Origin of the sequence: Microbacterium sp. JC 701, assembly GCF_021026215.1 — a bacterium.
GTDB lineage: Bacteria > Actinomycetota > Actinomycetes > Actinomycetales > Microbacteriaceae > Microbacterium > Microbacterium algihabitans.
In genome coordinates this window covers 187,398-209,858 of sequence record NZ_JAJNCV010000001.1, presented here as the reverse complement: position 1 = coordinate 209,858, position 22,461 = coordinate 187,398, and the positions used below count along the sequence as shown (strand labels likewise).

The 22,461-nt window shown below is 70.1% G+C and carries 22 protein-coding genes and 2 pseudogenes; 11 read left to right on the top strand and 13 right to left on the bottom strand.

What is annotated here, in order from left to right; genetic code table 11:
- The first annotated feature begins 417 nt into the window (after positions 1 to 417).
- The 6 genes and pseudogenes from LPW41_RS01055 (at position 418) to LPW41_RS01030 (ending at position 6,279) form a co-directional block, all read left to right on the top strand.
- A complete protein-coding gene (locus LPW41_RS01055; RefSeq protein WP_230703886.1) occupies positions 418 to 933 on the top strand; it encodes a GIY-YIG nuclease family protein in 516 nt (171 codons plus the stop codon).
- 198 nt (positions 934 to 1,131) lie between these two features.
- Positions 1,132 to 1,919, top strand: a pseudogene (locus tag LPW41_RS01050) (DUF4839 domain-containing protein).
- Between the two features lie 112 nt (positions 1,920 to 2,031).
- The gene (locus LPW41_RS01045; protein ID WP_230703884.1) at positions 2,032 to 2,880 is read left to right on the top strand and encodes a shikimate 5-dehydrogenase; all 849 of its coding nucleotides are present in this window, start codon (positions 2,032 to 2,034) and stop codon (positions 2,878 to 2,880) included.
- Between the two features lie 282 nt (positions 2,881 to 3,162).
- Positions 3,163 to 3,942, top strand: a complete 780-nt coding sequence (locus LPW41_RS01040) for a hypothetical protein (protein WP_230703883.1) — start codon at positions 3,163 to 3,165, stop codon at positions 3,940 to 3,942.
- A 315-nt stretch (positions 3,943 to 4,257) separates the two neighbouring features.
- Positions 4,258 to 5,094, top strand: coding sequence for an alpha/beta fold hydrolase (locus LPW41_RS01035; RefSeq protein ID WP_230703882.1), 837 nt, complete (start codon positions 4,258 to 4,260; stop codon positions 5,092 to 5,094).
- 150 nt (positions 5,095 to 5,244) lie between these two features.
- Positions 5,245 to 6,279, top strand: coding sequence for a helix-turn-helix domain-containing protein (locus LPW41_RS01030; protein ID WP_230703881.1), 1,035 nt, complete (start codon positions 5,245 to 5,247; stop codon positions 6,277 to 6,279).
- Between the two features lie 4 nt (positions 6,280 to 6,283).
- Here LPW41_RS01030 and LPW41_RS01025 read toward each other — a convergent pair whose 3' ends face one another.
- Complete coding sequence (locus LPW41_RS01025) at positions 6,284 to 6,874, bottom strand: TetR/AcrR family transcriptional regulator (protein WP_230703880.1); 591 nt, start codon at positions 6,872 to 6,874, stop codon at positions 6,284 to 6,286.
- Positions 6,875 to 6,947: 73 nt separating this feature from the next.
- Between LPW41_RS01025 and LPW41_RS01020 the strand changes: the two genes are divergently transcribed.
- Positions 6,948 to 7,847: a helix-turn-helix domain-containing protein gene (locus tag LPW41_RS01020; protein WP_230703879.1), complete on the top strand. Its 900-nt coding sequence runs from the start codon at positions 6,948 to 6,950 to the stop codon at positions 7,845 to 7,847.
- On the opposite strand, the gene LPW41_RS01015 is transcribed toward LPW41_RS01020, so the two are convergent.
- Complete coding sequence (locus LPW41_RS01015) at positions 7,844 to 8,836, bottom strand: GlxA family transcriptional regulator (RefSeq protein WP_230703878.1); 993 nt, start codon at positions 8,834 to 8,836, stop codon at positions 7,844 to 7,846. The genes LPW41_RS01020 and LPW41_RS01015 overlap by 4 nt on opposite strands.
- A gap of 185 nt (positions 8,837 to 9,021) precedes the next feature.
- Here LPW41_RS01015 and LPW41_RS01010 point away from each other — a divergent pair, with 185 nt between their 5' ends.
- The 3 genes and pseudogenes from LPW41_RS01010 to LPW41_RS01000 all read left to right on the top strand — a co-directional run bounded on the left by LPW41_RS01010 (position 9,022) and on the right by LPW41_RS01000 (position 11,407).
- The gene (locus LPW41_RS01010) at positions 9,022 to 9,738 is read left to right on the top strand and encodes an alpha/beta hydrolase (RefSeq protein WP_230703877.1); all 717 of its coding nucleotides are present in this window, start codon (positions 9,022 to 9,024) and stop codon (positions 9,736 to 9,738) included.
- Positions 9,738 to 10,079 (top strand): annotated as a pseudogene (locus LPW41_RS01005) (UBP-type zinc finger domain-containing protein); the annotation flags it as partial. The gene LPW41_RS01010 and the pseudogene LPW41_RS01005, both read left to right, overlap by 1 nt.
- Before the next feature lie 170 nt (positions 10,080 to 10,249).
- Positions 10,250 to 11,407, top strand: coding sequence for a GTPase family protein (locus tag LPW41_RS01000; protein WP_230703876.1), 1,158 nt, complete (start codon positions 10,250 to 10,252; stop codon positions 11,405 to 11,407).
- Here the strand turns inward: LPW41_RS01000 and nagA are convergent.
- The 8 genes from nagA to LPW41_RS00960 form a co-directional block, all read right to left on the bottom strand.
- Complete coding sequence (nagA, locus tag LPW41_RS00995; protein ID WP_230703875.1) at positions 11,394 to 12,521, bottom strand: N-acetylglucosamine-6-phosphate deacetylase; 1,128 nt, start codon at positions 12,519 to 12,521, stop codon at positions 11,394 to 11,396. The two genes, LPW41_RS01000 and nagA, sit on opposite strands and share 14 nt — an antisense overlap.
- Positions 12,518 to 13,288 carry a glucosamine-6-phosphate deaminase gene (locus LPW41_RS00990; protein ID WP_230703874.1) on the bottom strand — a complete coding sequence of 257 codons (771 nt, stop codon included), beginning with the start codon at positions 13,286 to 13,288 and terminating at the stop codon, positions 12,518 to 12,520. Before LPW41_RS00990 ends, nagA begins: the two co-directional genes overlap by 4 nt.
- On the bottom strand, positions 13,285 to 15,102 hold the full coding sequence (locus LPW41_RS00985; protein ID WP_230703873.1) for a copper homeostasis protein CutC: 1,818 nt from the start codon (positions 15,100 to 15,102) through the stop codon (positions 13,285 to 13,287). The genes LPW41_RS00990 and LPW41_RS00985 overlap by 4 nt, the downstream gene beginning before the upstream one ends.
- Positions 15,066 to 16,073: an asparaginase gene (locus tag LPW41_RS00980; protein WP_230703872.1), complete on the bottom strand. Its 1,008-nt coding sequence runs from the start codon at positions 16,071 to 16,073 to the stop codon at positions 15,066 to 15,068. Before LPW41_RS00980 ends, LPW41_RS00985 begins: the two co-directional genes overlap by 37 nt.
- Positions 16,074 to 16,109: 36 nt before the next feature.
- Positions 16,110 to 16,976, bottom strand: coding sequence for an amino acid ABC transporter permease (locus tag LPW41_RS00975; protein WP_230703871.1), 867 nt, complete (start codon positions 16,974 to 16,976; stop codon positions 16,110 to 16,112).
- Positions 16,973 to 17,617 carry an amino acid ABC transporter permease gene (locus LPW41_RS00970; protein WP_144831171.1) on the bottom strand — a complete coding sequence of 215 codons (645 nt, stop codon included), beginning with the start codon at positions 17,615 to 17,617 and terminating at the stop codon, positions 16,973 to 16,975. Before LPW41_RS00970 ends, LPW41_RS00975 begins: the two co-directional genes overlap by 4 nt.
- Before the next feature lie 79 nt (positions 17,618 to 17,696).
- Positions 17,697 to 18,650: a glutamate ABC transporter substrate-binding protein gene (locus LPW41_RS00965; protein ID WP_230703870.1), complete on the bottom strand. Its 954-nt coding sequence runs from the start codon at positions 18,648 to 18,650 to the stop codon at positions 17,697 to 17,699.
- A gap of 61 nt (positions 18,651 to 18,711) precedes the next feature.
- The gene (locus LPW41_RS00960; protein ID WP_230703869.1) at positions 18,712 to 19,482 is read right to left on the bottom strand and encodes an amino acid ABC transporter ATP-binding protein; all 771 of its coding nucleotides are present in this window, start codon (positions 19,480 to 19,482) and stop codon (positions 18,712 to 18,714) included.
- A 150-nt stretch (positions 19,483 to 19,632) separates the two neighbouring features.
- On the opposite strand from LPW41_RS00960, the gene LPW41_RS00955 reads away from it, so the two are divergent.
- A complete protein-coding gene (locus LPW41_RS00955; RefSeq protein WP_230703868.1) occupies positions 19,633 to 20,820 on the top strand; it encodes an ROK family transcriptional regulator in 1,188 nt (395 codons plus the stop codon).
- A gap of 222 nt (positions 20,821 to 21,042) precedes the next feature.
- Here the strand turns inward: LPW41_RS00955 and LPW41_RS00950 are convergent, their stop codons facing one another.
- The 3 genes from LPW41_RS00950 to LPW41_RS00940 are packed head-to-tail and all read right to left on the bottom strand — an operon-like array spanning position 21,043 to position 22,458.
- Entirely contained in the window at positions 21,043 to 21,453 is a 411-nt protein-coding gene (locus LPW41_RS00950) for a hypothetical protein (RefSeq protein ID WP_230703867.1), read from the bottom strand.
- On the bottom strand, positions 21,429 to 22,133 hold the full coding sequence (locus tag LPW41_RS00945; protein ID WP_144831183.1) for a hypothetical protein: 705 nt from the start codon (positions 22,131 to 22,133) through the stop codon (positions 21,429 to 21,431). The genes LPW41_RS00950 and LPW41_RS00945 overlap by 25 nt, the downstream gene beginning before the upstream one ends.
- Positions 22,134 to 22,143: 10 nt before the next feature.
- Positions 22,144 to 22,458 (bottom strand): hypothetical protein, encoded by a 315-nt coding sequence (locus LPW41_RS00940; RefSeq protein ID WP_144831186.1) that lies wholly within the window; start codon positions 22,456 to 22,458, stop codon positions 22,144 to 22,146.
- Positions 22,459 to 22,461: the final 3 nt, after the last annotated feature.

Genomic DNA, 22,461 nt, shown 5'->3' with positions numbered 1-22,461 from the left:
GATTCGACGGGGGCCGAGATCGGCGGCCGGTTCTGCCCGGCCAGTAGCGGCGAAACCTTCGCGTCGCGGCACATCCTCGAACATTCGGGGGAATGCGGTCAAAAAGGACATGATGCAGGATTGCGGAATGAGCAACATTTCGCATCTCATCACCCCTGTGCAGCTCGGCAAAAAGTTCGGTCACAACGACGGGAACCGCCCTGGAATCACGGTGCGTCGGTATCTTCGGAAGCGCTGTCCCAATCACCTCAAGAATGCGCGTTGGGAACTGACTGCCGAGCAGGCTGAAGACGTTCGCGCTCACTTGCGCGGGCGGTCGGCGTGACAACACATCAGCATTCCCTGCCTGCACTTGCCGCGGACGCGGCGACAGCGTTGACCGGACCACGATGGGGAATCGTTGAGGCGCCGAACCACGTGCCTGCGCTTCCCGGCCTTTACGCTATCTACGGCGATGACGAAGCGTTGACCGATCTCGGCCTCGAACTCAGCAGCTCAAGTCCGCTCTACATCGGCAAAGCTGAGGATAGTCTCGTCGCGCGCGAACTCCGCGGGCACTTCGCGTCGGATCCGCGATACTCGGCTCGCACGGGGAGTTCCACCGTGCGTCGGTCCTTCGCCGCCCTGCTTAGGTTCTCACTCGACCTCCACGCAGTACCGCGGAACATCGCGAAGCCGGAGCGTTTTGCTAACTACGGCCTCGCGGCCGACGGCGACGAACGTCTTACCGCGTGGATGCATTCGCGGTTGAGTCTCGCTGTGTGGGTGGCGCCTGCAAGAAGGCCGGCTCTGCTTGACCAGGTCGAGACGCTCGTCATTCAGCAGTTCGGGCCGCCACTCAACATCGCGAAGAATCCCAAGAAGCTTGCTCGTCTCTCCCGGGCCAGAAGGGAAATGGCGGCGGAGGCGGCTGCTTTTGCCGGCAGCGAGTAGCGGGCGCATCCGCGCTTGCGCGACGAGGTAGACGGCGACGGTGCAACCCACGGAGCGGTCCTAAGCGGTGGCACCTCAGGACAGAGCGACGGGCCTATCCGCGATGTTGACACCGGACACGCATGAGCACTTGCAGCTCTGCGCTTCGATAGGCTCGCGTGTCCGGTCTATTCGCCGGCGTGCGCCTGGGGGTTCTGAATGGTGACGACGGATGCTGACGTCGCGTACGAAACGCAAACCGTCCGCACTATTCGCGGGATGGAATCCCGAACCATCAAGAAGTGGGAAACCGACGGGTGGAAACTCGTTGGTCAGACTCAGGGCCGCGTGAAGACTGAGCTGACTTTCCGGCGTCCGAAACCCAAGTCGCACCGACTGCTGTGGATCATCGGCGGCAGCGCACTGGCGCTCCTGCTTGCAACCGTCATCACAATCGGCACCATCAGCGAACGGAACGCGGAGACAGCCGCGAGTGCCAAAGCGACAAGCGCGCCCAGCAGCGCGGCGTCGCCGGCTCCCACCCAGCCCTCGGCGCGCCCCACGATGGCCTCCTCGGCACCGACAGAGAGTGCGGCGCCTGCCGAGTCCGAGCCTGGCAGTGCCGTGCTCACCCCGGAGACCAACCCGGAACTCGAATCTCTTGTGGCGCTGACCGACTACTGCTCGCCGGACATTGCAGCATTCGCTGCGGCTCATCGCGGCGAGACGGTCGCTTTCCCCGGTTATGTCGGGGCGATGGCACCCCACGGCTCGGCGAAGACTCGGTATGACTTCCTGATCGGTGCCGGGGACTTCAGGGAAACGTCGGATGCCGGACCTGCTTTCCAGTTTCGTGACGTCAACGCGACCAACGATCTCAAGTGGACGGGAACGACCCGGACTCGATCGGCGTCGGCACGAACCTCAGCATCACGGCCACGATCATCGAGTACGAACAGAGCTCGTGCCTTTTCCTGCTCGATCCGGTGGCGACCGCAGCGCGCTGAGCCGCGCTGGCTCTGATCGCGCTGGTCATCGACTCGGTCGACCGGGGCACGACGTACTCACGCTCCATAAGAAGATGGACGCACGAGCCCGCGCACTGGAAAGCAGAAGCCGATGACCGAGACGAACCTCGCACCCCACCGCATCGACGCACAGACCACGGTCTGCATCTCCGTGTCGGCCCGCCCCACCAGCATCGGCACCCGCTTCCACAACTACCTCTTCGCCGAGCTCGGGCTGAACTTCGTCTACAAGGCGTTCCGCACGACCGACATCGCCGGCTCCATCGCGGGGGTGCGGGCCCTCGGCATCCGGGGATGCTCCGTATCGATGCCTCACAAAGAGACCGTCATTCCGCTCGTCGACACCCTCGAACCGTCGGCCGCGGCGATCGGCAGTGTCAACACGATCGTGAACGACGACGGCGTGCTGACCGCGTCGAACACCGACTACCTCGCGATCGACGAGCTCATCGCCGACCACAACGTCGACCTCACGCGCCCCGTCATCCTGCACGGCTCGGGAGGCATGGCGAAGGCCATCGCCGCGGTGCTGCACGCTCGCGGTGCCGACCAGGTCACGGTGCTCTCGCGCAACGTCGACACCGGGTCGGCACTCGCCCGTCAGTACGGGTTCGCCGCGGCATCCGAGCTGCCGGCTGTCGCGGAAGCGACGCTCATCAACGCGACGCCCATCGGCATGAACGGGCCGCACGCCGACGCCCTCGCCTTTCCGCTCGATCACATCCGGGCGGCTCCCGTGGTGATGGATGTCGTCGCCTTCCCCGCCGAGACCCCGCTGCTGGCGGCGGCTCGCGAGGCAGGTGCTGAGGTGATCGGCGGCGGCGCCGTCATCGCGTTGCAGGCGGCGCGGCAGTTCGTCGCCTACACGGGCGTCGTGCCGACGGCCGAGCAGGTCGCGCGGGCGGCGAAGTACTCGCGGGAGACCATGGCGGCGGGCTAACGCGACGCTTGGTCCGTGCGACGAGCCGGTGCTGAGTTCGCCGCACTGAAGCCGATACCGGGTCGAGTCACACCAGATCGAGATCTGACAAAGGAGTCTGTCGGGCTGCACGTCCGGGATTGTGTCCACGGGTCGGTGCGGGAGCCGTGCGGCAGCACCGAGAGGCGCATTCATGCGGGCTGCGGCAGGCTCGTTGCGGTGAAGATATCGGGGCAACGTGAGCTGTTATATTTCACTGCCGAGTACCTCGCGAGTCCTGCTCTCCCATTGATGAGGATGTGAATGAGCCTTTCGTTCTTCGACCCACGGAAGATGGACCGGTTTCGGCTTGTTGATTCCCAGTTGACCGGTACCTCGGGTGATTCCTGGGGGATCGAACTCGTTCTCCGGGCGCTAGCGGGAAGTCGCGCACCTGTTTTGCCGACACCGGATGGGATGTCGATTGATCATGGCCAGTACTTGGCCTACTGGCACGGGCTGCATTTCCTCGCTGTCGCTCGGCTGGGGTGGAAAGACCCTGGCAGCGGTTTGCGAGCCTGGTACGACCAGGGGCGCCCCGAGGGTGATCCGACGTTGGACTTCATCTCGTCTGTATGGGGTGCCGACAAGACTCTCGATATCTACCTGGCTTGGGCAACTCTCAATCACGAGCACGTGAGTAATCTCGAGCCGGGAAAACCGTCGCGGGCGCCGTCGGAGGTGTGGCAGCGCTGGGCTCGCGGTATCCAAGACCGTCGCGACCTGGAGTTGCTCACGGGAGGGGGCAACCCGCCTCATCTTGGCAGCGCGCTTGATGAAACCACGTCCATCCGAGACGCGGGCCATCAATCGGTGCTGACAATCACGGACTCTCGAACACGCCGCGGCGTATTCCTCACAGGTGAAGAGGGCTTTTACGAAGACTTGACGAACCGATGGTCTGAACTCCCTGAGGTAGCCCCGAGCAACTGGCGGATAGATGTCTTCAATCGTCAACTCGGATTCATCGGAACGTATCGAAAATCGCGAGCAACGGGTCGACTACACGTCGGCAAGCACTCGGTGCACATGTTGGGCAATTGAGCTGAGCTCGTCCAAAGATCGCCCGGACGCCAGGCAGCGCCGCTCTGTCTGATAAGTACACCGACAGAGGCGCCCGCACCATCCCCGCCTTCGCCAGGGACTCGAGCGGCTGCCGAGCGGACTAGTAATCCCGCGATCAGTTCGTCTCGGCGGACGCTGATTGCGTACCCACGACGTATGCGGCGAGAGCGTTAGAGCGCCCCCGGTTCTCGACGAACGTCTGATGCTCGACCGCCCTCCCAGCGGTTGAGTGAGACGAGCCTCGCCACGATCGTGGCGCCGGGCACTCGTCGAGACAAGGAAACGGGAGACGTCATGGCATTCGTGACCACCGAAGATGGCGCAGAGATCTACTACAAGGACTGGGGCAACCCCGACGCGCAGCCGATCGTGTTCCATCACGGCTGGCCCCTGTCGTCCGACGACTGGGACGCTCAGATGCTCTACTTCCTGGGTAAGGGCTTCCGCGTGATCGCAAGCGACCGTCGCGGACACGGGCGCTCGTCGCAGGTCGGCACCGGCCACGACATGGACCACTACGCCAGCGACGTCAGCGCCGTGGTCGAGCACCTCGATCTGCACAACGCGATCCACATCGGCCACTCGACGGGCGGCGGCCAGGTCGCGCGCTACGTCGCGAAGCACGGCGAGCCGCAGGGGCGCGTCGCGAAGGCCGTGCTCGTCGCGGCCGTGCCGCCGATCATGCTCCAGCGCGACGACAACCCCGAGGGCACTCCGCTGTCGGTGTTCGACGGGTTCCGCGAGGCGCTCGCCGCCAACCGTGCGGAGTTCTTCGAGGCCGTGGCATCCGGACCCTTCTACGGCTTCAACCGCGAAGGCGTCACCCCCTCGCAGCCCGTCATCGACAACTGGTGGCGCCAGGGGATGACCGGCAGCGCGGTCGCGCACTACGAGGGCATCAAGGCGTTCTCCGAGACCGACCAGACCGACGACCTGAGGGCCATCACCGTTCCCGTGCTGGTGCTGCAGGGCGACGACGACCAGGTCGTCCCCTACAAGGCGGCGGCTCTGCGCCAGCACGAGCTGCTGGCGAACTCGACGCTGAAGATCTACGAGGGGTACCCGCACGGCATGCTCACCACGTACGCCGACGTGATCAATCCCGACATCCTCGCGTTCATCCAGTCGTGACCCCCTGACGAGAGGCGCATTCCGGGGTGGCCGGGGTGCGCCTCCGCCTGTCGTGGGAGCGGTACCGTGTGTGCGAGAGGGCCACGCTGCCGAGCCCTGTGCCGACCTATCGTGTGTGCATCCCCACCGGACTGCACGCGAGGAGTCGGGATGCATCCTCCCCAGATCATCGACCAGCTGTCGACCCTTCTCGGCCGGCGGGTGAGCGTGCGAGAGCGGCCGTCGAGCGCCGCCGATCGCGACGTCCGCTGCGTCGACGTGCCGTTCCACCGGGATGCCGCAGCCCTGCGCATCGCCGATGCGGTGCAGAGCGACCTCGGCCCCTACGAGTGGGCCGTGGTCGACGCGGCGGCCTTTCTGCTCGATCTGGGCGCGGGCCTCGCGACGGCGCGCGACACCATGTTGTCGCGGCTGCTGCACACCGAGCGGCCGGCCCGACGCTCAGCGCTGGCCGAGGTGCGCGCGCGGGGATGGGTCGACGGACGCGGGGACGACCTCGACGTGCTCGTGATCCTTCTGGATCCCGCGCGCGCGCTCGCCATCACCGCCTTCGCCCGACACCTCGCCGTCACCACCCACGGATCGCTGCACGTCATCGGCATCCGTGAGGGAGCCGCCGTGTTCGTGGCGGCCCCCGTTCGCGATGTGGACGAGCTGACGGATGCCGTGGCCCGAACGGCCGCGATGCACGCGGTGGTCGCGCGGGGGGTGGGGATGGCCGCGTGCGCGCCCACTGCGCTCGAGCTGGACGACGCCGTGGACGGCGCCCTCGCGTCGGCGCGCCTGCGGGCGGCCCTGCCCGACCAGGTGGCGTCGATGCGGGCCGAGGATCTGGGCGGGTGGGCGCTCATGCAGACCCTGCCGCGCTCGCGCGCCCTGCTCGCTCAGGCGTGTCCCGCCGCGTTCGACCTCATCGCCGGCGATGACCCCACGCCCCGCGAGACCGTCGAGGCCTATCTCGACGCGGCCGGGCGGGTGCCCGCGGCGTGCGAGCGCCTGCACATCCACCGCACGACCCTGTACTACCGACTCGACCACCTGCCCCCGACGGTGCGCACGGCGCTCGCCGACGGCCTGCAGCGCAGCACCCTGCACCTCGCGCTGAAGCTGCTGCGACTGTGGGATGAGCAGGGGGACCCGATCCCGCTGCGGCATACGCGTCAGCCGGAGCGGCTGCTGGCCTGACGGGTCAGGAGGCGCGGGCGACCGCGGCCCGCTCGGCGAGCAGTGCGAGGCGCTCGCGCGGGACGTGCAGGCGACTCAGCTGGATGAGCCCCTGAGAGGCGAGAACAGTGCGTTCGGCGTGCTCGCGGGCATCGCGCTCGCCGAGCTCGATGCCGGTGGCCCGCGCGGTGCGGACGAACTTCGCGGTGAGCACGTCTTCCATACGGGTGGTGGTCGCGGTGGCGGTCTCGAGCACGTCGGGAAAGCGCTCGCTCAGCTCGACGATGCTGTTGAGCATGAGGCATCCGCGACGGTCCTCGGCCGAGCCGCATTCGTCGACGACGCGCTGCAGGAACTGGGCCGCCGCCGCCTCGAGATCCGGGCTGGGCGCAGCCGTCGCTTCGCTCACGAACTCGACCCGCCCCTCGCAGTACCGGCGGAACACGCAGAGGAAGAGGCCGAGCTTGCTGGAGTACGCCGCGTACAGGCTGCTGGTGCCGACGCCGGATGCCCCGGCGACGTCTTCCATCGATGTGCGGTCGTAGCCGCGTGCCCAGAACAGCTCCTGGGCAGCGTCGAGCAGAGTGTCTTCTTCATAACGCCTCGGTCGACCCACCCCTGCACCGTATCCGGTGACCCCCCGGGCCCCTCAACGGGTGCGTCCGCATCTCACGCAATCGTGTCCGTTTGTGCATCACCCGTCTGCGCTCGTCGCCGGAGAATTGGAGGCACCGTTCCACTACTCGCCCGGGGGGATGCGCGTGACGACCTCGATCAGCCCGCTCGCGGAGTTCCTCCGCGACCGCCGCGAGTCGCTGACGCCCGCTCAGGTGGGGCTGCCGTCGTCGTCGCGACGCCGGGTGCGGGGCCTGCGACGCACCGAGGTGGCCGAGCTCGCCGGCATCAGCGCCAACTACTACCTGCGCATCGAGCAGGGCCGCGGGCATCGCCCCTCGGCCGAGGTGCTGTCGGCCCTGAGCCGGGCGCTGAAGCTCGACGAGTACGGCGACGAGCACCTGCACCGCGTCGCCGGTCTGTCGGCGGGCCACGAGGCGCCGGCGGTGAGCGACGACGTGCCTGACGGGGTGCGCAGCCTGCTCGACCTGCATCCCGATACACCCGCCTACCTCTCGAACGGCACGCTCGACGTCATCGGCGTGAACGAACCGGGCCGCCTTCTCACCCCCGGGGGCCTGCGGGTGGGTCTGAATCTCGTGCTGTCGGTGTTCGAGCACTACCCCGAGCCGCACTCCGAGGCGCATTGGCGGCGCACCGCCGAGAACGTCGTCGCCTCGCTGCGCTACTACGCCGACCCGCGCAGCCCCCGGCTGCGGCACATCGTCGACACCCTCTCGAAGAGCGACCCGCGTTTCGTCGAGCTGTGGCAGCAGTGCCTGGTGCGCCCGCACTCCAGTTCGTGGCCCCTCGTGCACATCGAGTCGCACGGATGGGTGGGGCTGCGCAGCGAGACCCTGGCGATCCCGGCATCCCGAGGCTGCACGATGACCCTCTTCTTCGCCGAGCCGAACACCCCGGGGGTGGCGGCGCTGCGCGACCTCGTGCGCCGCGCCCGCGAGACGGGCGACTAAGCCGACAGCACCGTCGCCTCGTCGGCGGGCTCCGACGCCGTGGAGCGGAACCGGGCCTGATACCCCGAGGGCGTCACACGGTAACGCGCGAGGAAGGCGCGGCGCAGCGCGGCGGGAGAGGCGAAACCCGCACCGGATGCCGACTGCGCCACCGTCTCGCCCGATTCGAGCAGGTTGACCGCCAACTCCAGTCGAAGCGAGGCGATATAGGCCGCCGGCGTGACGCCGAGCTCGTCGCGGATGACCCGCGTGAGATGGCGGGGGCTGACGTTCACGTGCGCGGCGAGCTCGGCGACGCTCGTCGGACGCGCGGGATCGTCGCCGACGTACTCCGCCACGGCCCGCGCGATGCTCGTGCGCGGCGCGGGCATCTTGAGCGCCGCCGAGAACTGCGACTGCCCGCCCGAGCGCCGCATGTAGACCAGGAGGTGCTGGGCGACGCTGCGGGCCACCTCGGGCCCGAGGTCTTCTTCGACGAGCGAGAGCGCGAGGTCGATGCCGGCCGCGACCCCCGCCGAGGTGTAGATGTCGCCCTGCTTGGTGAAGATGCGCTCGGAGTCCACCCGGATCGCCGGGTAGCGGCTGGCCAGCACGTCGGCGAACTTCCAGTGCGTCGTGGCGGGGTGGCCGTCGAGCAGTCCTGTCGCGGCGAGGCCGAACGCCCCGCTGCAGATCGACGCGATGCGGCGCGACCGTTTCGCCAGCGTCGTGATGGCCTCGCGCACGGCTCGATCGTCGAACACGTTCGGCGCCAGCTCGCTGCCGGGGATGATCACGGTGTCGAGGGGTCCGCTGTCGGCGGCCGCGCCGTCGACGCCGATGCGCAGCCCCATGAACGCGGTGACGTCGGCGCCGGTGGGGGAGAAGAACCGCAGCTCGTACGCGTCGGTCGTGAGGTTGGTCTCGGAGAACACCTCGGCGGGGCCGACGAAATCGAGGGCTTTGACTCCGTCGAACAACAGGATGCCGATGCGGCGGCGCTCCGACATGGGTCTCCTTTCCGCGAGCGAGGTGGTTGTGGCCAGCCTGTCACCCTTCGCTTCACCCGGGGAACGGGTTCGACATTCGTCGAGAGCAGATTTCGACAGATGCTTCTGCCGCTCGGCATCCGTCGTCTCTAGCGTGAGCCCCCATGAGCGGCGACCGTCGTCGCGACCGAGAGGGATGGCATCCGATGTCCGAATCACCCACGATCGTCCTCGTGCACGGCGCCTTCGCGGACGCCGCGAGCTGGGCCCCCGTCACGCGCACCCTGCTCGACCAGGGCTACACGGTGCGGGTTCCCGCCGTGCCGAACCGCAGCCTGCTCGGCGACGCGGCCTACATCCGCTCGGTCGTCGGACAGATTGAGGGACCCGTGCTGCTCGCCGGGCACTCGTACGGCGGTGCCGTGATCACCGTCGCGGGCGTCGCCGACAACGTCGTGGGACTCGTCTACGTCTCGGGCTACGCGCTCGAAGAAGGCGAGAGCCTCGGGCAGCTGCAGGGCGGCTTCCCCGACTCCGACCTCGCCCAGCACCTCGTCTACACGCCGTTCCCGGTCGAGGGCGGAGAGCCCGGGACCGACGTCTCGGTCGAGATCGCGGCGTTCCCCGAGGTGTTCGCGCACGGGGTTCCGCTCGAGCGGGCCGAGGTGCTCGCGGTGTCGCAACGGCCCCTTGCCGCCCTCGCATTCGGCGAGAACGCGCCCGTCGCCGCCTGGAAGACGAAGCCGGCGTGGGGCATCGTCTCGAGCGCCGACCACACCATCAACCCCGACGTGGAGCGCTTCGGCTACCAGCGGGCGGGACTGCGCACCATCATCGAGCTCGACGCTCCGCACCTGGTGATGCAGAGCCACCCCGCCGAGGTCGCGAAGGTCATCACCGACGCGATCGCCGACCTCTCCTGATGTCGACGGAGGAGCAGATCGATCGGACGGTCGGCCCGAGCGGCACCGGGTGCCAGGAGTGCGACGCCACGGGAAGCTGGTGGGTGCACCTGCGCCGGTGCGCCGCGTGCGGGTACGTCGGGTGCTGCGACTCGTCGCTGAACCGTCACGCGACCGCGCACTTCCGCTCGAGCGGGCACCGGTACATCCAGAGCTTCGAACCGGGCGAGACGTGGTGGTGGGACTATGAGGCGTCGACCGAGGTGCACGGACCCCCGCTGGCGCCGCCGACGACCCACCCCGAGGAGCAGAGCGTCCCTGGCCCGGCCGAGCGCCTGCCCGCGGATTGGGAGCAGCAGCTCGCGGTGGCGCGGGGAGAGGGGGGGGCTGATTCGCCGGACCTCCTCCCACGGCATCCGCCCCCGCACAAGGGCCACGCCCGAACGCGCCCCGCGCCGCCCCGGCACGTAGATTCGATCCATCCGCATCCGCGGGTCGCGAGCTGAGTCATCTGCGGGGAGACGACGACACCATGGCGAAGAAGAACGCCGACAGGCCCGACCTCGACGACAAGGCGTTCATCGAGGCGAGCTCCGCGGCCAAGTCGCGGTATGGCCGGTTCAACCTCGCGATCGTCGGCGCCTCGGGCGTGGGCAAGTCGTCGCTGGTCAACGCCGTGTTCGGCCGCGACTGGGCGAAGGTCGGGCGCGGCCTGCCGGTCACCCGCGGCGTGCACTTCTACAGCGACGACTCGCTCGGCATCTGGGACGTCGAAGGGTTCGAGATCGGCTCGCCGGTCCCGCCCGACCAGCAGCTGCGCAACCACCTCGACGCCATCGCCGCTCACCCCGGCGACCACCAGATCTCGGTCGTCTGGTACTGCGTGCGGGCCGCCGACGACAGGCTGACTCCGGCCGACATCGCGATGATCCGCGAGCTCGACGCGCGGGGGCTGCCGGTGATCCTCGTGCTCACGAAGGTCGACTGGATCAAGAACCCGATCACCGGTCACCAGGGCGTCGCGAAGGACCTGGAGGCGTTCGTCGGCTGGCTCAACGACCCGGTGGATCCGAACACCGGCGAGCGGCTGCGCATCCCGTACCGGCAGGTCATCCTCACCTCCACCCGCGACAAGAACGGGAAGGGAAAGGGGCACGGCCTCGGTGACCTTGTCACGGAGACGCTCGAACTCGCGCCCGAACGCGACAAGGACGCCTTTCGCATCGCACAGCGGCTCAACCTCCCGTGGAAGAGGGAGATGGCGCGGCCGATCATCGCCGCGGCGGCTGCAGCGGCCGCGGGAGCGGCGACGGTTCCGCTTCCCGTCTCTGATGCGCTCACTCTGGCGCCGATTCAGCTCACGATGATGGGCCGCATCGCCGCGATCTACGACCTCGAGGTCAAGACGATGCTGTCGGCGGGAGCGCTCGCGCAGTTCGGCGTGCAGGTGGCGGGCCGAGCGCTCGCGACGAGCTTCCTCAAGCTCATCCCCGGCGCGGGAATCGTCGTGAACGCCGCTGTCGCGGGTGCCCTGACGGCGGCGACGGGCGAGAGCTGGCTGAAGATCTGCGAACTGCTGCACACCGGCAAGATCGACGTGCGCAAGCTCGATCAGGAGTGGGCAAAGTACGCCCCCAACTTCATGGACGTCGCGAAGAAGCTGCTCGAGCGGCGCGTCACGAAGCGCTGAGCCACACTCGCTGCGGCTGCCAGTCGGCGGTCCACGCGACGAGGTCGGCGCGCATTCCGGGTTCGAGGAGCCCGCGGGTCGTCTCGCCCAACGCGGCGGCGGGAACGGCCGTCGCCGCGCCCACGGCATCTGACGCGCTGAGTCCCAGGTCGACGACGGCCGCGCGGACCGCGCGATCGAGCGTGAGGGTGGAGCCGGCGATCGTGACGCCGTCGTCGAGCAGCGCGCGGCCCCCGACCACCCGGACGTCGAGGTCGCCCAGGCGGTAGTCGCCATCGGCGTGGGCGGCGGCGGCCATGGCATCCGTGATCAACGCCACCCGCTGCGGCGCCGCGGTCAGCAGCATGTGGGCGACCGCGGGATGCACGTGCACCCCGTCGAGGATCAGCTCGAGCGTGACGCGCTCGTCGGCCAGGGCGGCGGGCACGGGACCGGGCAGGCGGTGGCCGATCCCGGGCATCGCGTTCAGCGCGTGCGTGAGCAGGGTCGCCCCGCGGGCGATCGCCTCGCTCGTGAGGGCGAAATCGGCCTCGGTGTGGCCGAGGGCGACGCGGATGCCGCGGGCGGCGAGCTCCGCGATCGCGTCCAGCGCCCCGGGCAATTCGGGTGCGAGCGTGACCTGGCGGATCAGGCCGGGTTCGGCGGAGAGCACGAGGTCGACGAAGCGCTCGTCGGGCAGGGCGAGGGCGGCGGGGTCGTGCGCGCCGCGCCGCGCGGGCGAGAGGCAGGGGCCCTCGAGGTGAGCGCCGAGGATGCCGGGATCGGACCGGCGCGCGACCTCGACCCCGTCGAGCTGACGCCGCAGGACCTCGAGGGGGGACGAGACGAGGCTCACGAGCGTGGCCGTGGTGCCGTGGCGACGGTGGGCGGCGACGCCGGCCGCGATGACATCCGCCCCGTCATCGAAGGCGTGCCCGCCGCCGCCGTGCACGTGCAGGTCGATCAGGCCGGGGGTGAGCGTCGCCCCAGCGAGGTCGATGTGATCCTCGGCGTGCGGGGCCCGCCCCGAGCCCACCGCGGCGATCAGCCCGTCGCGCACCTGCACCCACGCACCCGGCAGGTCGCGCCGGGCGTCGACCACCCGGGCGCCGGTGAGCAGCAGGTCGGTGGTCATGCCGTCGCGATCTCGCGGTGATTCCAGGCGAAGCGGTAGTAGTCGCGGTGCTCGAGCCGGGCGGCTGCGGCCTCGTCGACGATGACCACGGCCCGGCGGTGCAGCTGAATGGCGGATGCCGGGCACGACGAGGTCAGCGGACCCTCGACCGCCGCGGCGACGGCGGGGGCCTTCGTCTCGCCGAACGCGAGCAGCACGAGCACCCGCGCGTCGAGGATCGTGCCGATCCCCTGCGTGAGGCAGTGCGTGGGAACGTCGTCGATGCCCGGGAAGAACCGCGCGTTGTCGGCCCGGGTCGCGGGTGTGAGCGCCTTGAGACGCGTGCGCGAGGCGAGCGAGGAGCCCGGCTCGTTGAAGCCGATGTGCCCGGTGCGGCCGATGCCGAGGATCTGCAGGTCGATCCCGCCGGCGTCGGCGATCGCGGCCTCGTAGCGCTCGCCGGCTTCGGCCAGCGGACCCTCGTCATCGCCGGGCACGCGCACGCGCTGAGGGTCGAGGCCGAGGGGCGCGACGATGTCGCGATCGACCACGGCGCGATAGCTCTCGGGGTGCCCGGCGGGCAGGCCCACGTACTCGTCGAGGGCGAAGCCGCGCACCGCCGACAGATCGAGCGAGCGCTCGGCCAGCGCCGACCAGACCGGCAGCGGGGTCGAGCCGGTCGCGAGGCCCAGCGTCGGCTCGTCGCGCTTCGCCAGCGCGGCGACGATGAGGTCGGCGGCGATTCGGCCGGCCTCGGCTTGCGTCTTCACGATCGCGATCTCGGTCATGCACGGGCCTCCTCTGCGGTCGGGGCGGTTCCGGATGCCGCGGGCTCAGCCAGGATGACAGGCGCGACCCACGAACGGGTGACCTCGGCGCGCTGCGCGGCGTCGAACGCGAGCATGGCGGCCCCGATGCGCCCGGCGTGGGTGCCGAGGGCGGCGGTCTCGAGACGCGGGACCGGACGCCACACGAGGGCGGCCGCGAGGCGCTCGCGCAGGGGCTCGACGAACGCGGCCCCGGCCTGCGCGACGCCCCCACCGAGCACGATCACCTCGGGATCGACGAGCAGCGTGAGGGTCGCCAAGCCCGTCGCGAGGGCGTCCAGGCCCTCGGCCCACACGCGCGCGGCGATCGGGTCGGTGTCGATGCGGGCGATGATGGCCGCGGCATCCGGGGTCTCGACGAGCATCTCGTCGCCCACCTCGGCGCTCGCTGCGGCGTAGCGACGGGCGAGGCCGGCTCCCGAGAAGTAGACCTCGAGGCATCCGCGCTGGCCGCACGTGCAGAGCTCGCCGCCGGGGACGACCGGGATGTGGCCCAGTTCGCCTGCTCCCGCGATGGCCCCCTCGAGGGCGCGGCCGTCGGAGGTCATCGCCGCAGCGACCCCCGTGCCGATCGCGGCGAACACGACGTCGCGCGAGCCGGCGGCGGCGCCGAACGCCGACTCGGCCGCTCCCGCCGCGCGCACGTCGTGGTCGACGGCGACGGGGATGCCGACCGCGTCGGACAGGATCTGCGCGAGGGGAACATCTCTCCAGCCGAGGCTCGAGGCGTAGTGGACGGTGCCGGTGGCGGTGTCGATGAGGCCGGGGCTCACGACGCCCGCCCCCACGACCGCGCGGCCCTCGGCCGAAGCCGCGGCGACGAGATCGCGCAGCAGGTCGGCGATGCGCGAGACGGTCTCGGCGCCCGAGCCGGTCGCGACGGACGAGCTGTGCAGCACCCGCCCGTCGGCGTCGACGAGCGCGCCCTTGGCCGAGGTACCGCCGATGTCGACGGCGATCGCGGCGGGGAGCGTCGCGCGCGAGCGGTCGGCCACGGCGCGGACGGTGTCGCGGATCAGCGACTCGTCGGTCTCGAGGAATCCGCGGTCAGTCGCGACCTGCGCGCGCAGGTGCACCTCGCGGGCGCCCGTGCTGTCGAGCAGCGCCGCGACGTTGTGGGCCCGGACCGAGCCGCCGGCGAGCACCGTCGGCATCCGCGACCCCTCCGACCGGGCGCGCAGGGCCGTCAGCACGTCGGCGCCCTCGCGCGCGGTCGCCGCCCCACCCGAGGTCAGCACGCGCACGACGCCGTGGTGGGCGAGCGTCTCGTACGCCTCGAACAGGTCGGCGGTGTCGTCGAAGGCCTTGTGGAAGGTGATCGGCACGTCGCCGGCGGCCGCGCGGATCGCATCGAGCGCCTGCTCGTCGATGCGCCCGTCGGCGGTGAGGGCGCCGAACACGATGCCCACCGGCACGCTGCTCTCGCGGGCGAGGGCCGCGATGGCGGCGGCATCGGCAGCCATCACGCGCAGCTCGTCGGCCGAGTAGACGAAGTCGCCGCCGCGCGAGCGCACCATGATCTGCACGCCCACGCGCTGCACCGAGGCGAGCACCGCCTGGATCATTCCCAGGCTGGGCGTCGTTCCGCCCTCGAGCAGATCGGCGCAGAGTTCGACGCGATCGGCCCCCGCCCGCTCGGCGGCGAGGACTCCGGCGAGGTCGTCGACGCAGATCTCGACAAGGGCGCGGGCCCCGGCCGGGGTGTTCTCGATGACGGATGCCGACTCGGCGGCCATGATCACGGTGCGGCGCTCGCGGCGGGGGCGTCGAGCCACGCGCGCACGTCGCCGCCCACCTGGATCGAGCCGACCGGGACACCGCCGCCGAGGATCGGCAGGTCGACCAGGTCGCCCGCGTTCGAGATGTCGGCGCCGAGCGCCTCGAGCACCGTGAGGGCGACGAGGGTGGTGGCACGCGGGTTTCCGTCGAGGATCTTCATCGACACGGCCGCCCCGTCGGCGGTCGCCATGCCGATGACGCCCTCGGCGCCGCCCTTCGACAGCAGACCCGGAACCCGCAGCATCGCGTCGGTGTTGGCGTGATGATCGCCACCGACGAAGCGGGGGTGGGTGCGCATGGCATCCGCCACCTTCCGCTCCGGCGTGCCGGGCTCGGCCGTGACTAGGGCGCGGAAGACGCGGGCGATCCCGAGGGGCGAGACGCTGAACAGCGGAGCGCCGCAGCCGTCGACCGCGTCGTGCGCGACCGTCTCGCCCGACAGGCGCTCGAGCGTCGCACGCACCAGCTGCTGCAGGGGATGGGCGGGGTCGAGGTAGGTCGCGGTGTCCCACCCGTTGACCGCGCAGGCCAGCAGCATCGCGGCGTGCTTGCCCGAGCAGTTCATGCGCACGCGGGAGCGCTGCTCGCCGTCGCGGATCAGACGCTCGCGCGTCGGCTCGTCTTCGGGCCAGTCGACGGGGCAGCCGAGGGCCGCGTCGTCGAGACCCGCGCGCGTGAGCATCTCGCGCACCACCTCGACGTGCACGTCTTCGCCGGTGTGGCTGCCCGCGGCGATCGCGAGCTCGGCGCCGTCGATGTCGGCCCCGGCGATCAGGCACGCGAGCGCCTGAACCGGCTTGACCGTGGAGCGGGGCAGGATCTGCTCGCCGCTGCCGGTCTGCCACGCGACGGAGCCGTCGGCGGCCAGGGCCGCGATCGAGCCGAGGTGACGGCTCTCGACGACACCCGAGCGGATGACGACGGCCAGGTCGGCCAACGGAGCGGGAACGGGGGGAAGGGAAGTCACGGGGAGTTCTTTCGGTGCCGGGTGGAAACGGGCGGATCAGCGGTCGACGGGAGCGTTCGGGGTGGTGAGCCCCGCGGGGGCGACCTTGGCGGGAGCCGCGAGACTGCGGCGACCGGGGCGCTTCTGCAGGCGGGCCGCGAGACCCGACAGGCTGCCGTTGAGGGCGAGGAAGATCGCGGTGACGACCACGAACGTCTGGATGAGCAGGCCGTTGAAGGTCGACAGCACCTGGCCGCGGTAGAGCAGCTCGGTGAAGGCGACGATGTAGCCGAGCGAAGTGTCCTTCAACAGGCTCACCAGCTGCACGACCAGCGAGGGCGCGACGAAACGCAGCGCCTGCGGCAGCACGACCTTGCGGTCGACCTGCCAGCGGGTCATGCCGAGGCTGAGACCGGCCTCGGCCTGGCCGCGGGGGAGGGCGAGCACCCCGGCGCGGATGATCTCGGCGAACGCGGCCGAGTTGGCCAGGGTCAGCGGGATGACGAGCTTCCACAGCACCGGGAAGTTGAGCCCGAGCTGAGGCAGGCCGAAGAGCATGAGGTAGATCAGCAGCAGCACGGGGACCGTGCGGGCGATCTCGATGTAGGCGGTGCAGAACCAGCTGACCCAGCCGACGCGACTGAGGCGGCCGAGCGCGAGCAGCAGACCCAGCACGAAGCCGAGCACCGCCGTCAGGGCCGCGGCCTGCAGCGTGCCGAGCAGGCCGACGCCGAGGTACTCCCAGATCGCGACGTCGAGGAAGGGCGCCCAGCGGTCGCCGTCGAGCTGGCCCTTCGAGGCGAACTGCATCAGCGCGAGCACGATCAGGCCCACGATGACGACGGCGCTGACAATCGACCAGAGCAGGATGCGGCGCCGGGCGCGGGGCCCGGGCTCGTCGTAGAGCGAGAGGGTGGCGGTCATCGGCGGATCCTCAACTTCTTCTCGAGACGGCCGGCGGAGAGCCCGATCGCGAGGGCGAGCACCATGTAGATCAGACCCGCCGCGGTGAAGATCAGGATGGGTTGGGCCTGCACGAGATTGAGCTTGTTCGCGGCGCTCGTCAGCTCGACCACGCCGACGGCCGCGGCGAGGGCGGTGTTCATGGTGAGGGCGATCATGACGTTGCCGATCGGCTGGATCGCCGCGCGGAGCGACTGGGGGATCACCAGCACGCGCAGGGTCTGACCAAGCGAGAAGCCCAGCGCCCGGCTGGCCTCGATCTCGCCCCGGCTCACGGTGTTCACCCCGCTGCGCACGGCCTCGGCGACGTACGCCGCTTCGTACAGCGTGAGCACGATGATCGCCGTCGGCGTCAGGGGCAGCAAGAACCCGGCATCCGGCAACGCGAACACGGCGAGCACGAGCAGCACCAGCAGCGGGACGTTGACGAAGAACTGCACGTAGGCGAACGCCGCCCAGCGCAGCACCGGCACGGGGCTGATGCGCGCCGCGGTGACGAGCGTGCCGAGCACGATCGACCCGACACCCGCCGACACGGCGAGCAGGATCGTCGTTCCGAGCGCTTGCGCGATCGGCCCGGCGCTGGAGGCGAAGAAGTCCATGGGGTCCTCGGGTCAGCGGATGAACGAGAAGGAGACCGGCGCCCGCCATGTGCGGGACGAGCGCCGGTCGGTCAACGGCTCAGGAGCCGGGGACGCTGCCGATCGCGGGGGGAGTCGGAGCGTTCGACTCGACGGCCTCGCCGAGCGTGGCCTCCCAGATCTTGGCCCACGAGCCGTCGTCCTGGATCTTGGTCAGCCAGTCGTTGATGAACGACTTGAACTGCGCGTCGTCCTTCTTCAGGCCGATGCCGTAGGCCTCGGTGGTGAAGGGCTGGCCGACGACCTTGATGCTCTTGTCGTCGATCGCGTGGCTGGCCAGCAGCGTGAAGTCCTGCACGTACGCGTCGCCGCGGCCCTGGGTGAGGGCCTGCAGGGCCTGCGGGTCGGTGGCGAAGCTCACGATGTTCGCGGTCGGCTGCTTCTCGGGCACGGCCGTGACCGCGGGGGTGTTCGCGCCGACGATGACGGTCTTGCCGCCGAGGTCGTCGATGCCGTTGATGTCGGTGTTGTCGCTGCGCACGGCGACGGCCAGACCCGACTCGAGGTAGGGGCCGGCGAAGTCGACCTGCTCGGCGCGCTGCTCGGTGATCGTGTAGGTGTTGAACACGACGTCGACGGTGCCGTTGGCGAGGAGGGCCTCGCGGGTCTCGGAGGCCGGCGGCACGATCTCGACGCTGGGCTTTCCGAGGATGTAGATCGCGAGCATCTTGGCCAGGTCGGCGTCGAAGCCCTCGACGTCGTCGGGGTTGGTCGGGTCCTGCTGCGAGAGCAGCGGAGCGTCGAGAGCCTCGGCGACGATGAGCTTTCCGCGCTCCTTGATCTTCGCCATGGTCGAGTCGGGGATGAGGGCGGCGGCGTCGGCGACGGGCGCGTTGGAGTAGACCTCGTCGAGGCTGCTGGCGTTGGCCGAGGCGCTCGGGTCGGAACCGGGGACGGCTGCGGTGCCGGACGAGCACGCGGCAAGGGATGCGACCGTGGCCGCGGACGCCAAGAGGACGAGGCCTCGGCGAAGGATCGAGCGAGAGGAGATCACGGGTACTGCCTTTCGTTTGCTGGTGCGTGCGGAACGAGCCGCGTCGGGGGTGGGGAGGATGTCAGTGGGCGAGGATCTTCGACAGGAACGCCCGAGCGCGATCGCTCTCGGCGTGGGTGAAGAAGCGCTCGGGGGTGGTGTCTTCGACGATGCGGCCGTCGTCCATGAAGATGACGCGGTCGGCGGCGCGGCGGGCGAAGCCCATCTCGTGCGTGACGACGACCATCGTCATGCCCTCTTCGGCGAGCGCGGTGATCACGTCGAGCACCTCGCTGACCATCTCGGGGTCGAGGGCCGAGGTCGGCTCGTCGAACAGCATGAGCTTGGGCTTCATCGCCAGCGCGCGGGCGATCGCGGCGCGCTGCTGCTGACCGCCGCTGAGCTCGCCGGGGAAGCGGTCGGCCTTGTCGGCGATGCCGACGCGCTCGAGCAGGGCGAGACCCTCGTCGCGAGCCTTCTTCTGCGACACCTTCGACACGATGCGCGGGGCGAGGGCGACGTTGTCGAGCACGGTGCGGTGCGCGAAGAGGTTGAACGACTGGAACACCATTCCCACCTCGGCGCGGAGGTTCGCGAGGGCCCGACCCTCGCTCGGCAGCGGGACGCCGTCGATGGTGATGGTGCCCGAGGTGATGGTCTCGAGGCGGTTGAGGCAGCGGCACAGCGTGGACTTGCCCGAGCCCGAGGGGCCGACGATGACGACGACCTCGCCGCGGGCGATGTCGAGGTCGATGTCTTTGAGCACGTGGTGGTCGCCGAAGTGCTTCTGCACCTCGCGGACCGCGACGAGGGGTGCGGAGACGGGGGCTGCGGGGGACGCGGGCGTCGACACGGGCGTGGATCCTTCCCGCGGACTCGCCGCGATGTCGGTACAGCCGACGCGGGGAGGTGATTTCCGCGTCGTTGGTGAAATCAAACTAACGAGGCCATGTTACAGAGATAATTCGACACAGATACTCCAACTTTGGACTAAGGTGGGGGTGTGCAGTCTCATCCCGTCGCCCTGCCGTCGTTCAGCCCGCAGACCCTCGCGGTGCTGACCCCCCTGCGCACGGGAGCGGCCCGCTCGCGCGCCGAGCTCGCCGCGCACACCGGCCTCTCGCCCTCGACCGTGACCGCGCGCATCGACCCGCTCATCGCCGCGGGCGTCGTCGTCGAAGACGGCTCCGACGACTCGAGGGGCGGCCGTCGCCCCCGCCGCCTGGCCGTTCGCGGCGGACTCGGCACGGTCGGCAGCATCGACCTCGGCGTCGAGCGCAGCACGATCGGCCTCGTCGACTACGCCGGCACCGCTCTCGCGCACCGCCACCTCGTCCTGGATCTGGCGGAGGGCCCGGATGCCGTGCTCCGCCGCGTCGCCGACGAACTCGCCGCGCTGGTGCAGGCGAAGGGCACGCCCCCTCTGACGGGCGCCGCGATCGCTCTGCCCGGCCCGGTGTCGGCCGAGACCGGCCGACTCGTCGCCCCCTCGCGCATGCCCGGGTGGCACGACGCCGACGTCGCGGCGCTTCTCGCCGCCACCCTCGGTGTTCCCGCGATCGCCGGCAACGACGCCAACTGCATGGCCGTCGGCGAGCTCGTCGGGGGAGACCCCGACGCCCGCAACCAGGTCTTCATCAAGGCGGGCACGGGCATCGGTTCGGGCGTGATCGCCGACGGACAGCTCTACACCGGCCGCAGCGGCGCCGCCGGCGACATCAGCCACGTCACCGTGCCGGGGGCCGCCCCCGTGCCGTGTTCGTGCGGACGCGTCGGCTGCCTCGACGCCGTCGCCAGCGGGTCGGCCCTCACCCGCGCCGCGCAGGACGCGGGGCGCGACGTGTCGGACGTCGAGACCGTGATCGACCTCGCCCGCACCGGCGACGCGCTCGCCACGGGCCTGCTGCGCGAGGCCGGGAGCATGACCGGCGGCGTTCTCGCCACGATCGTCAACTTCTTCACCCCCGACCGGCTCGTGGTCGGCGGCTCGCTCAGTGCGTCCGACGTGTTCATCGCCGCGATCAAGTCGAAGCTGTGGGCCGACTGCCTGCCCATGGCCACCGAGAACCTCGAGGTCGCCGTTCCCCGCCACCCGCGCGTCGGCGGCATCCTCGGCGCCTCGCGCCTGTTCCTCGACGCCGCGTTCGGCGCGGAGTCGGCGCGTACGGCGCTGCGGCTCGCGTCGCACTGACCGACGGGGCCGTTCCCCGGTCCCTGAGCCTGCCTCAGGTCCCTGAGCCTGCCCCAGGTCCCTGAGCCTGCCCCAGGTCCCTGAGCCTGCTCCAGGTCCCTGAGCCTGCCCCAGGTCCCTGAGCCTGTCGAAGGGACCGGGACCCTCGCAGGGTCCGGTGGCTTCGACGAGCTCAGCCGCCCCCGCACGCGCGCGATCGCCGCGCCGGCGGCATCCGCCCCCTCAGCCCCGACGGGTTGCCGCGGCCTGACCGATCAAGAACACCGCAAGGGCGGCAGCGGCGATCGAGAAGGCGAGAGCCGCCGCGCTCATCAGCTCGGTGTCACCGGTCGCCGACGTGGTCGACGCCCCCACGATCAGCGTGACCACGATTCCGACGGCCGCGACGACGAGGGTCCCGAGGCGCCCCGCTCGCGCGCCCCGGGCCGCGATGAGCCCCAGGATCGCGAGGACGACGAGCGTCGCGCCCGCGACGAGGAACACCGCCGTCGAGGCCCCGAGCACCAGGAAACCGATACCCAGGAGCGCCACGATCGGCATGACGATGTACGCGAACACGCGCGCCCGGCCGGAGCGGTCGACGGGCGCGGCCCCGGCTGCCGACACGCTCAGCCCGTGACGATCTCGGGCCACGTCTGCACTCCCGAGAACGACTTCTGCATGGTGTCGCGCGCGCTCGCCGTCTGGGCGTACAGGTTCACGGTGGCCGCCCCGATGGCGACGAGTCCCGTGACGATCGCACCGATCGCGGTGGGGGGAACGGCCGGCAGGCCCAGGATCGAGATGGCCTCGCCGGTGGCGAGAGCGACACCGGCGATGGCGGCGATGATCGCGAAGCCCACGGCTCCCCAGAAGATCGCGATGGCGTTGCGCATCGTCACCAACGCCGCGGCGATGTTGCTCGCGTAGTCGGTGTCGATCGACTTCATGGCGTCGCGCTGCGACGGCATCGACTGTCGATACTGGTCGGCACCCGAGCCCGCCCAGGTGTCGTCGACCCGCAGGTCGCTGTCGTCGATCTCGCGCGTCTGGTTCATCATCACGCCGCCCACTTCGCGCCAGCCACCCGCGGCCCCGTCGAGCATGAACGGGTTGCCGACGTACGAGAGCTTGTCGGTGAACCAGTTCCAGAACTCCTGCATCTTCTCCAGGAATTGGTTCCACAGCGTCTGCACGCGGTCCACCACCCACGAGAACACCTCGGGTACGTGCGAGAGCACGCGGTTCACCGCGTCGGTGAGGCGCTGCACTCCGTCTTCCATGCGACGGAGCAGGTCGTTGATCTGCTGGCTGATGTCGGCAGCGGCATCCATCGTTCTCCCCTTACTTCTCTTCCCAGATGCCCGCGAGATCGCTCTGGGTCTGGGTCTCGTTCGTCTCGAAGTCGTTCTTGATGGCGCGCAGCGCGTTCGCCGTACCGGTGGCCTGCGTCTCGGCATCCGCCAGCAGTGTCAGCACCTTCGCGTGCGCCTCGAGGTACACGTCACCCGCGTCGAGGCCCGCGAACGAGAACGCGCCGCGGTAGATGTCGATGCCGGCCACCTTGGTGTGGGCGCCGTTGATGCTCGTGGCGATGGAGTCCCACCGGGTCGCATCCGACCCGAGCGCCTCGTAGGCGACGTTGATCTGGTCATTCATGAC

What these genes read in the sequence shown, in the direction of transcription:
- LPW41_RS01045 (WP_230703884.1), top strand. Translation starts at nt 2,032, where the DNA reads ATGACCGAGACGAACCTCGCACCCCACCGCATCGACGCACAGACCACG.
- LPW41_RS01040 (WP_230703883.1), top strand. Translation starts at nt 3,163, where the DNA reads ATGAGCCTTTCGTTCTTCGACCCACGGAAGATGGACCGGTTTCGGCTT.
- LPW41_RS01035 (WP_230703882.1), top strand. Translation starts at nt 4,258, where the DNA reads ATGGCATTCGTGACCACCGAAGATGGCGCAGAGATCTACTACAAGGAC.
- LPW41_RS01030 (WP_230703881.1), top strand. Translation starts at nt 5,245, where the DNA reads ATGCATCCTCCCCAGATCATCGACCAGCTGTCGACCCTTCTCGGCCGG.
- LPW41_RS01015 (WP_230703878.1), bottom strand. Translation starts at nt 8,836, where the DNA reads ATGTCGGAGCGCCGCCGCATCGGCATCCTGTTGTTCGACGGAGTCAAA.
- LPW41_RS01010 (WP_230703877.1), top strand. Translation starts at nt 9,022, where the DNA reads ATGTCCGAATCACCCACGATCGTCCTCGTGCACGGCGCCTTCGCGGAC.
- LPW41_RS01000 (WP_230703876.1), top strand. Translation starts at nt 10,250, where the DNA reads ATGGCGAAGAAGAACGCCGACAGGCCCGACCTCGACGACAAGGCGTTC.
- nagA (WP_230703875.1), bottom strand. Translation starts at nt 12,521, where the DNA reads ATGACCACCGACCTGCTGCTCACCGGCGCCCGGGTGGTCGACGCCCGG.
- LPW41_RS00990 (WP_230703874.1), bottom strand. Translation starts at nt 13,288, where the DNA reads ATGACCGAGATCGCGATCGTGAAGACGCAAGCCGAGGCCGGCCGAATC.
- LPW41_RS00975 (WP_230703871.1), bottom strand. Translation starts at nt 16,976, where the DNA reads ATGACCGCCACCCTCTCGCTCTACGACGAGCCCGGGCCCCGCGCCCGG.
- LPW41_RS00970 (WP_144831171.1), bottom strand. Translation starts at nt 17,617, where the DNA reads ATGGACTTCTTCGCCTCCAGCGCCGGGCCGATCGCGCAAGCGCTCGGA.
- LPW41_RS00945 (WP_144831183.1), bottom strand. Translation starts at nt 22,133, where the DNA reads ATGGATGCCGCTGCCGACATCAGCCAGCAGATCAACGACCTGCTCCGT.
- LPW41_RS00940 (WP_144831186.1), bottom strand. Translation starts at nt 22,458, where the DNA reads ATGAATGACCAGATCAACGTCGCCTACGAGGCGCTCGGGTCGGATGCG.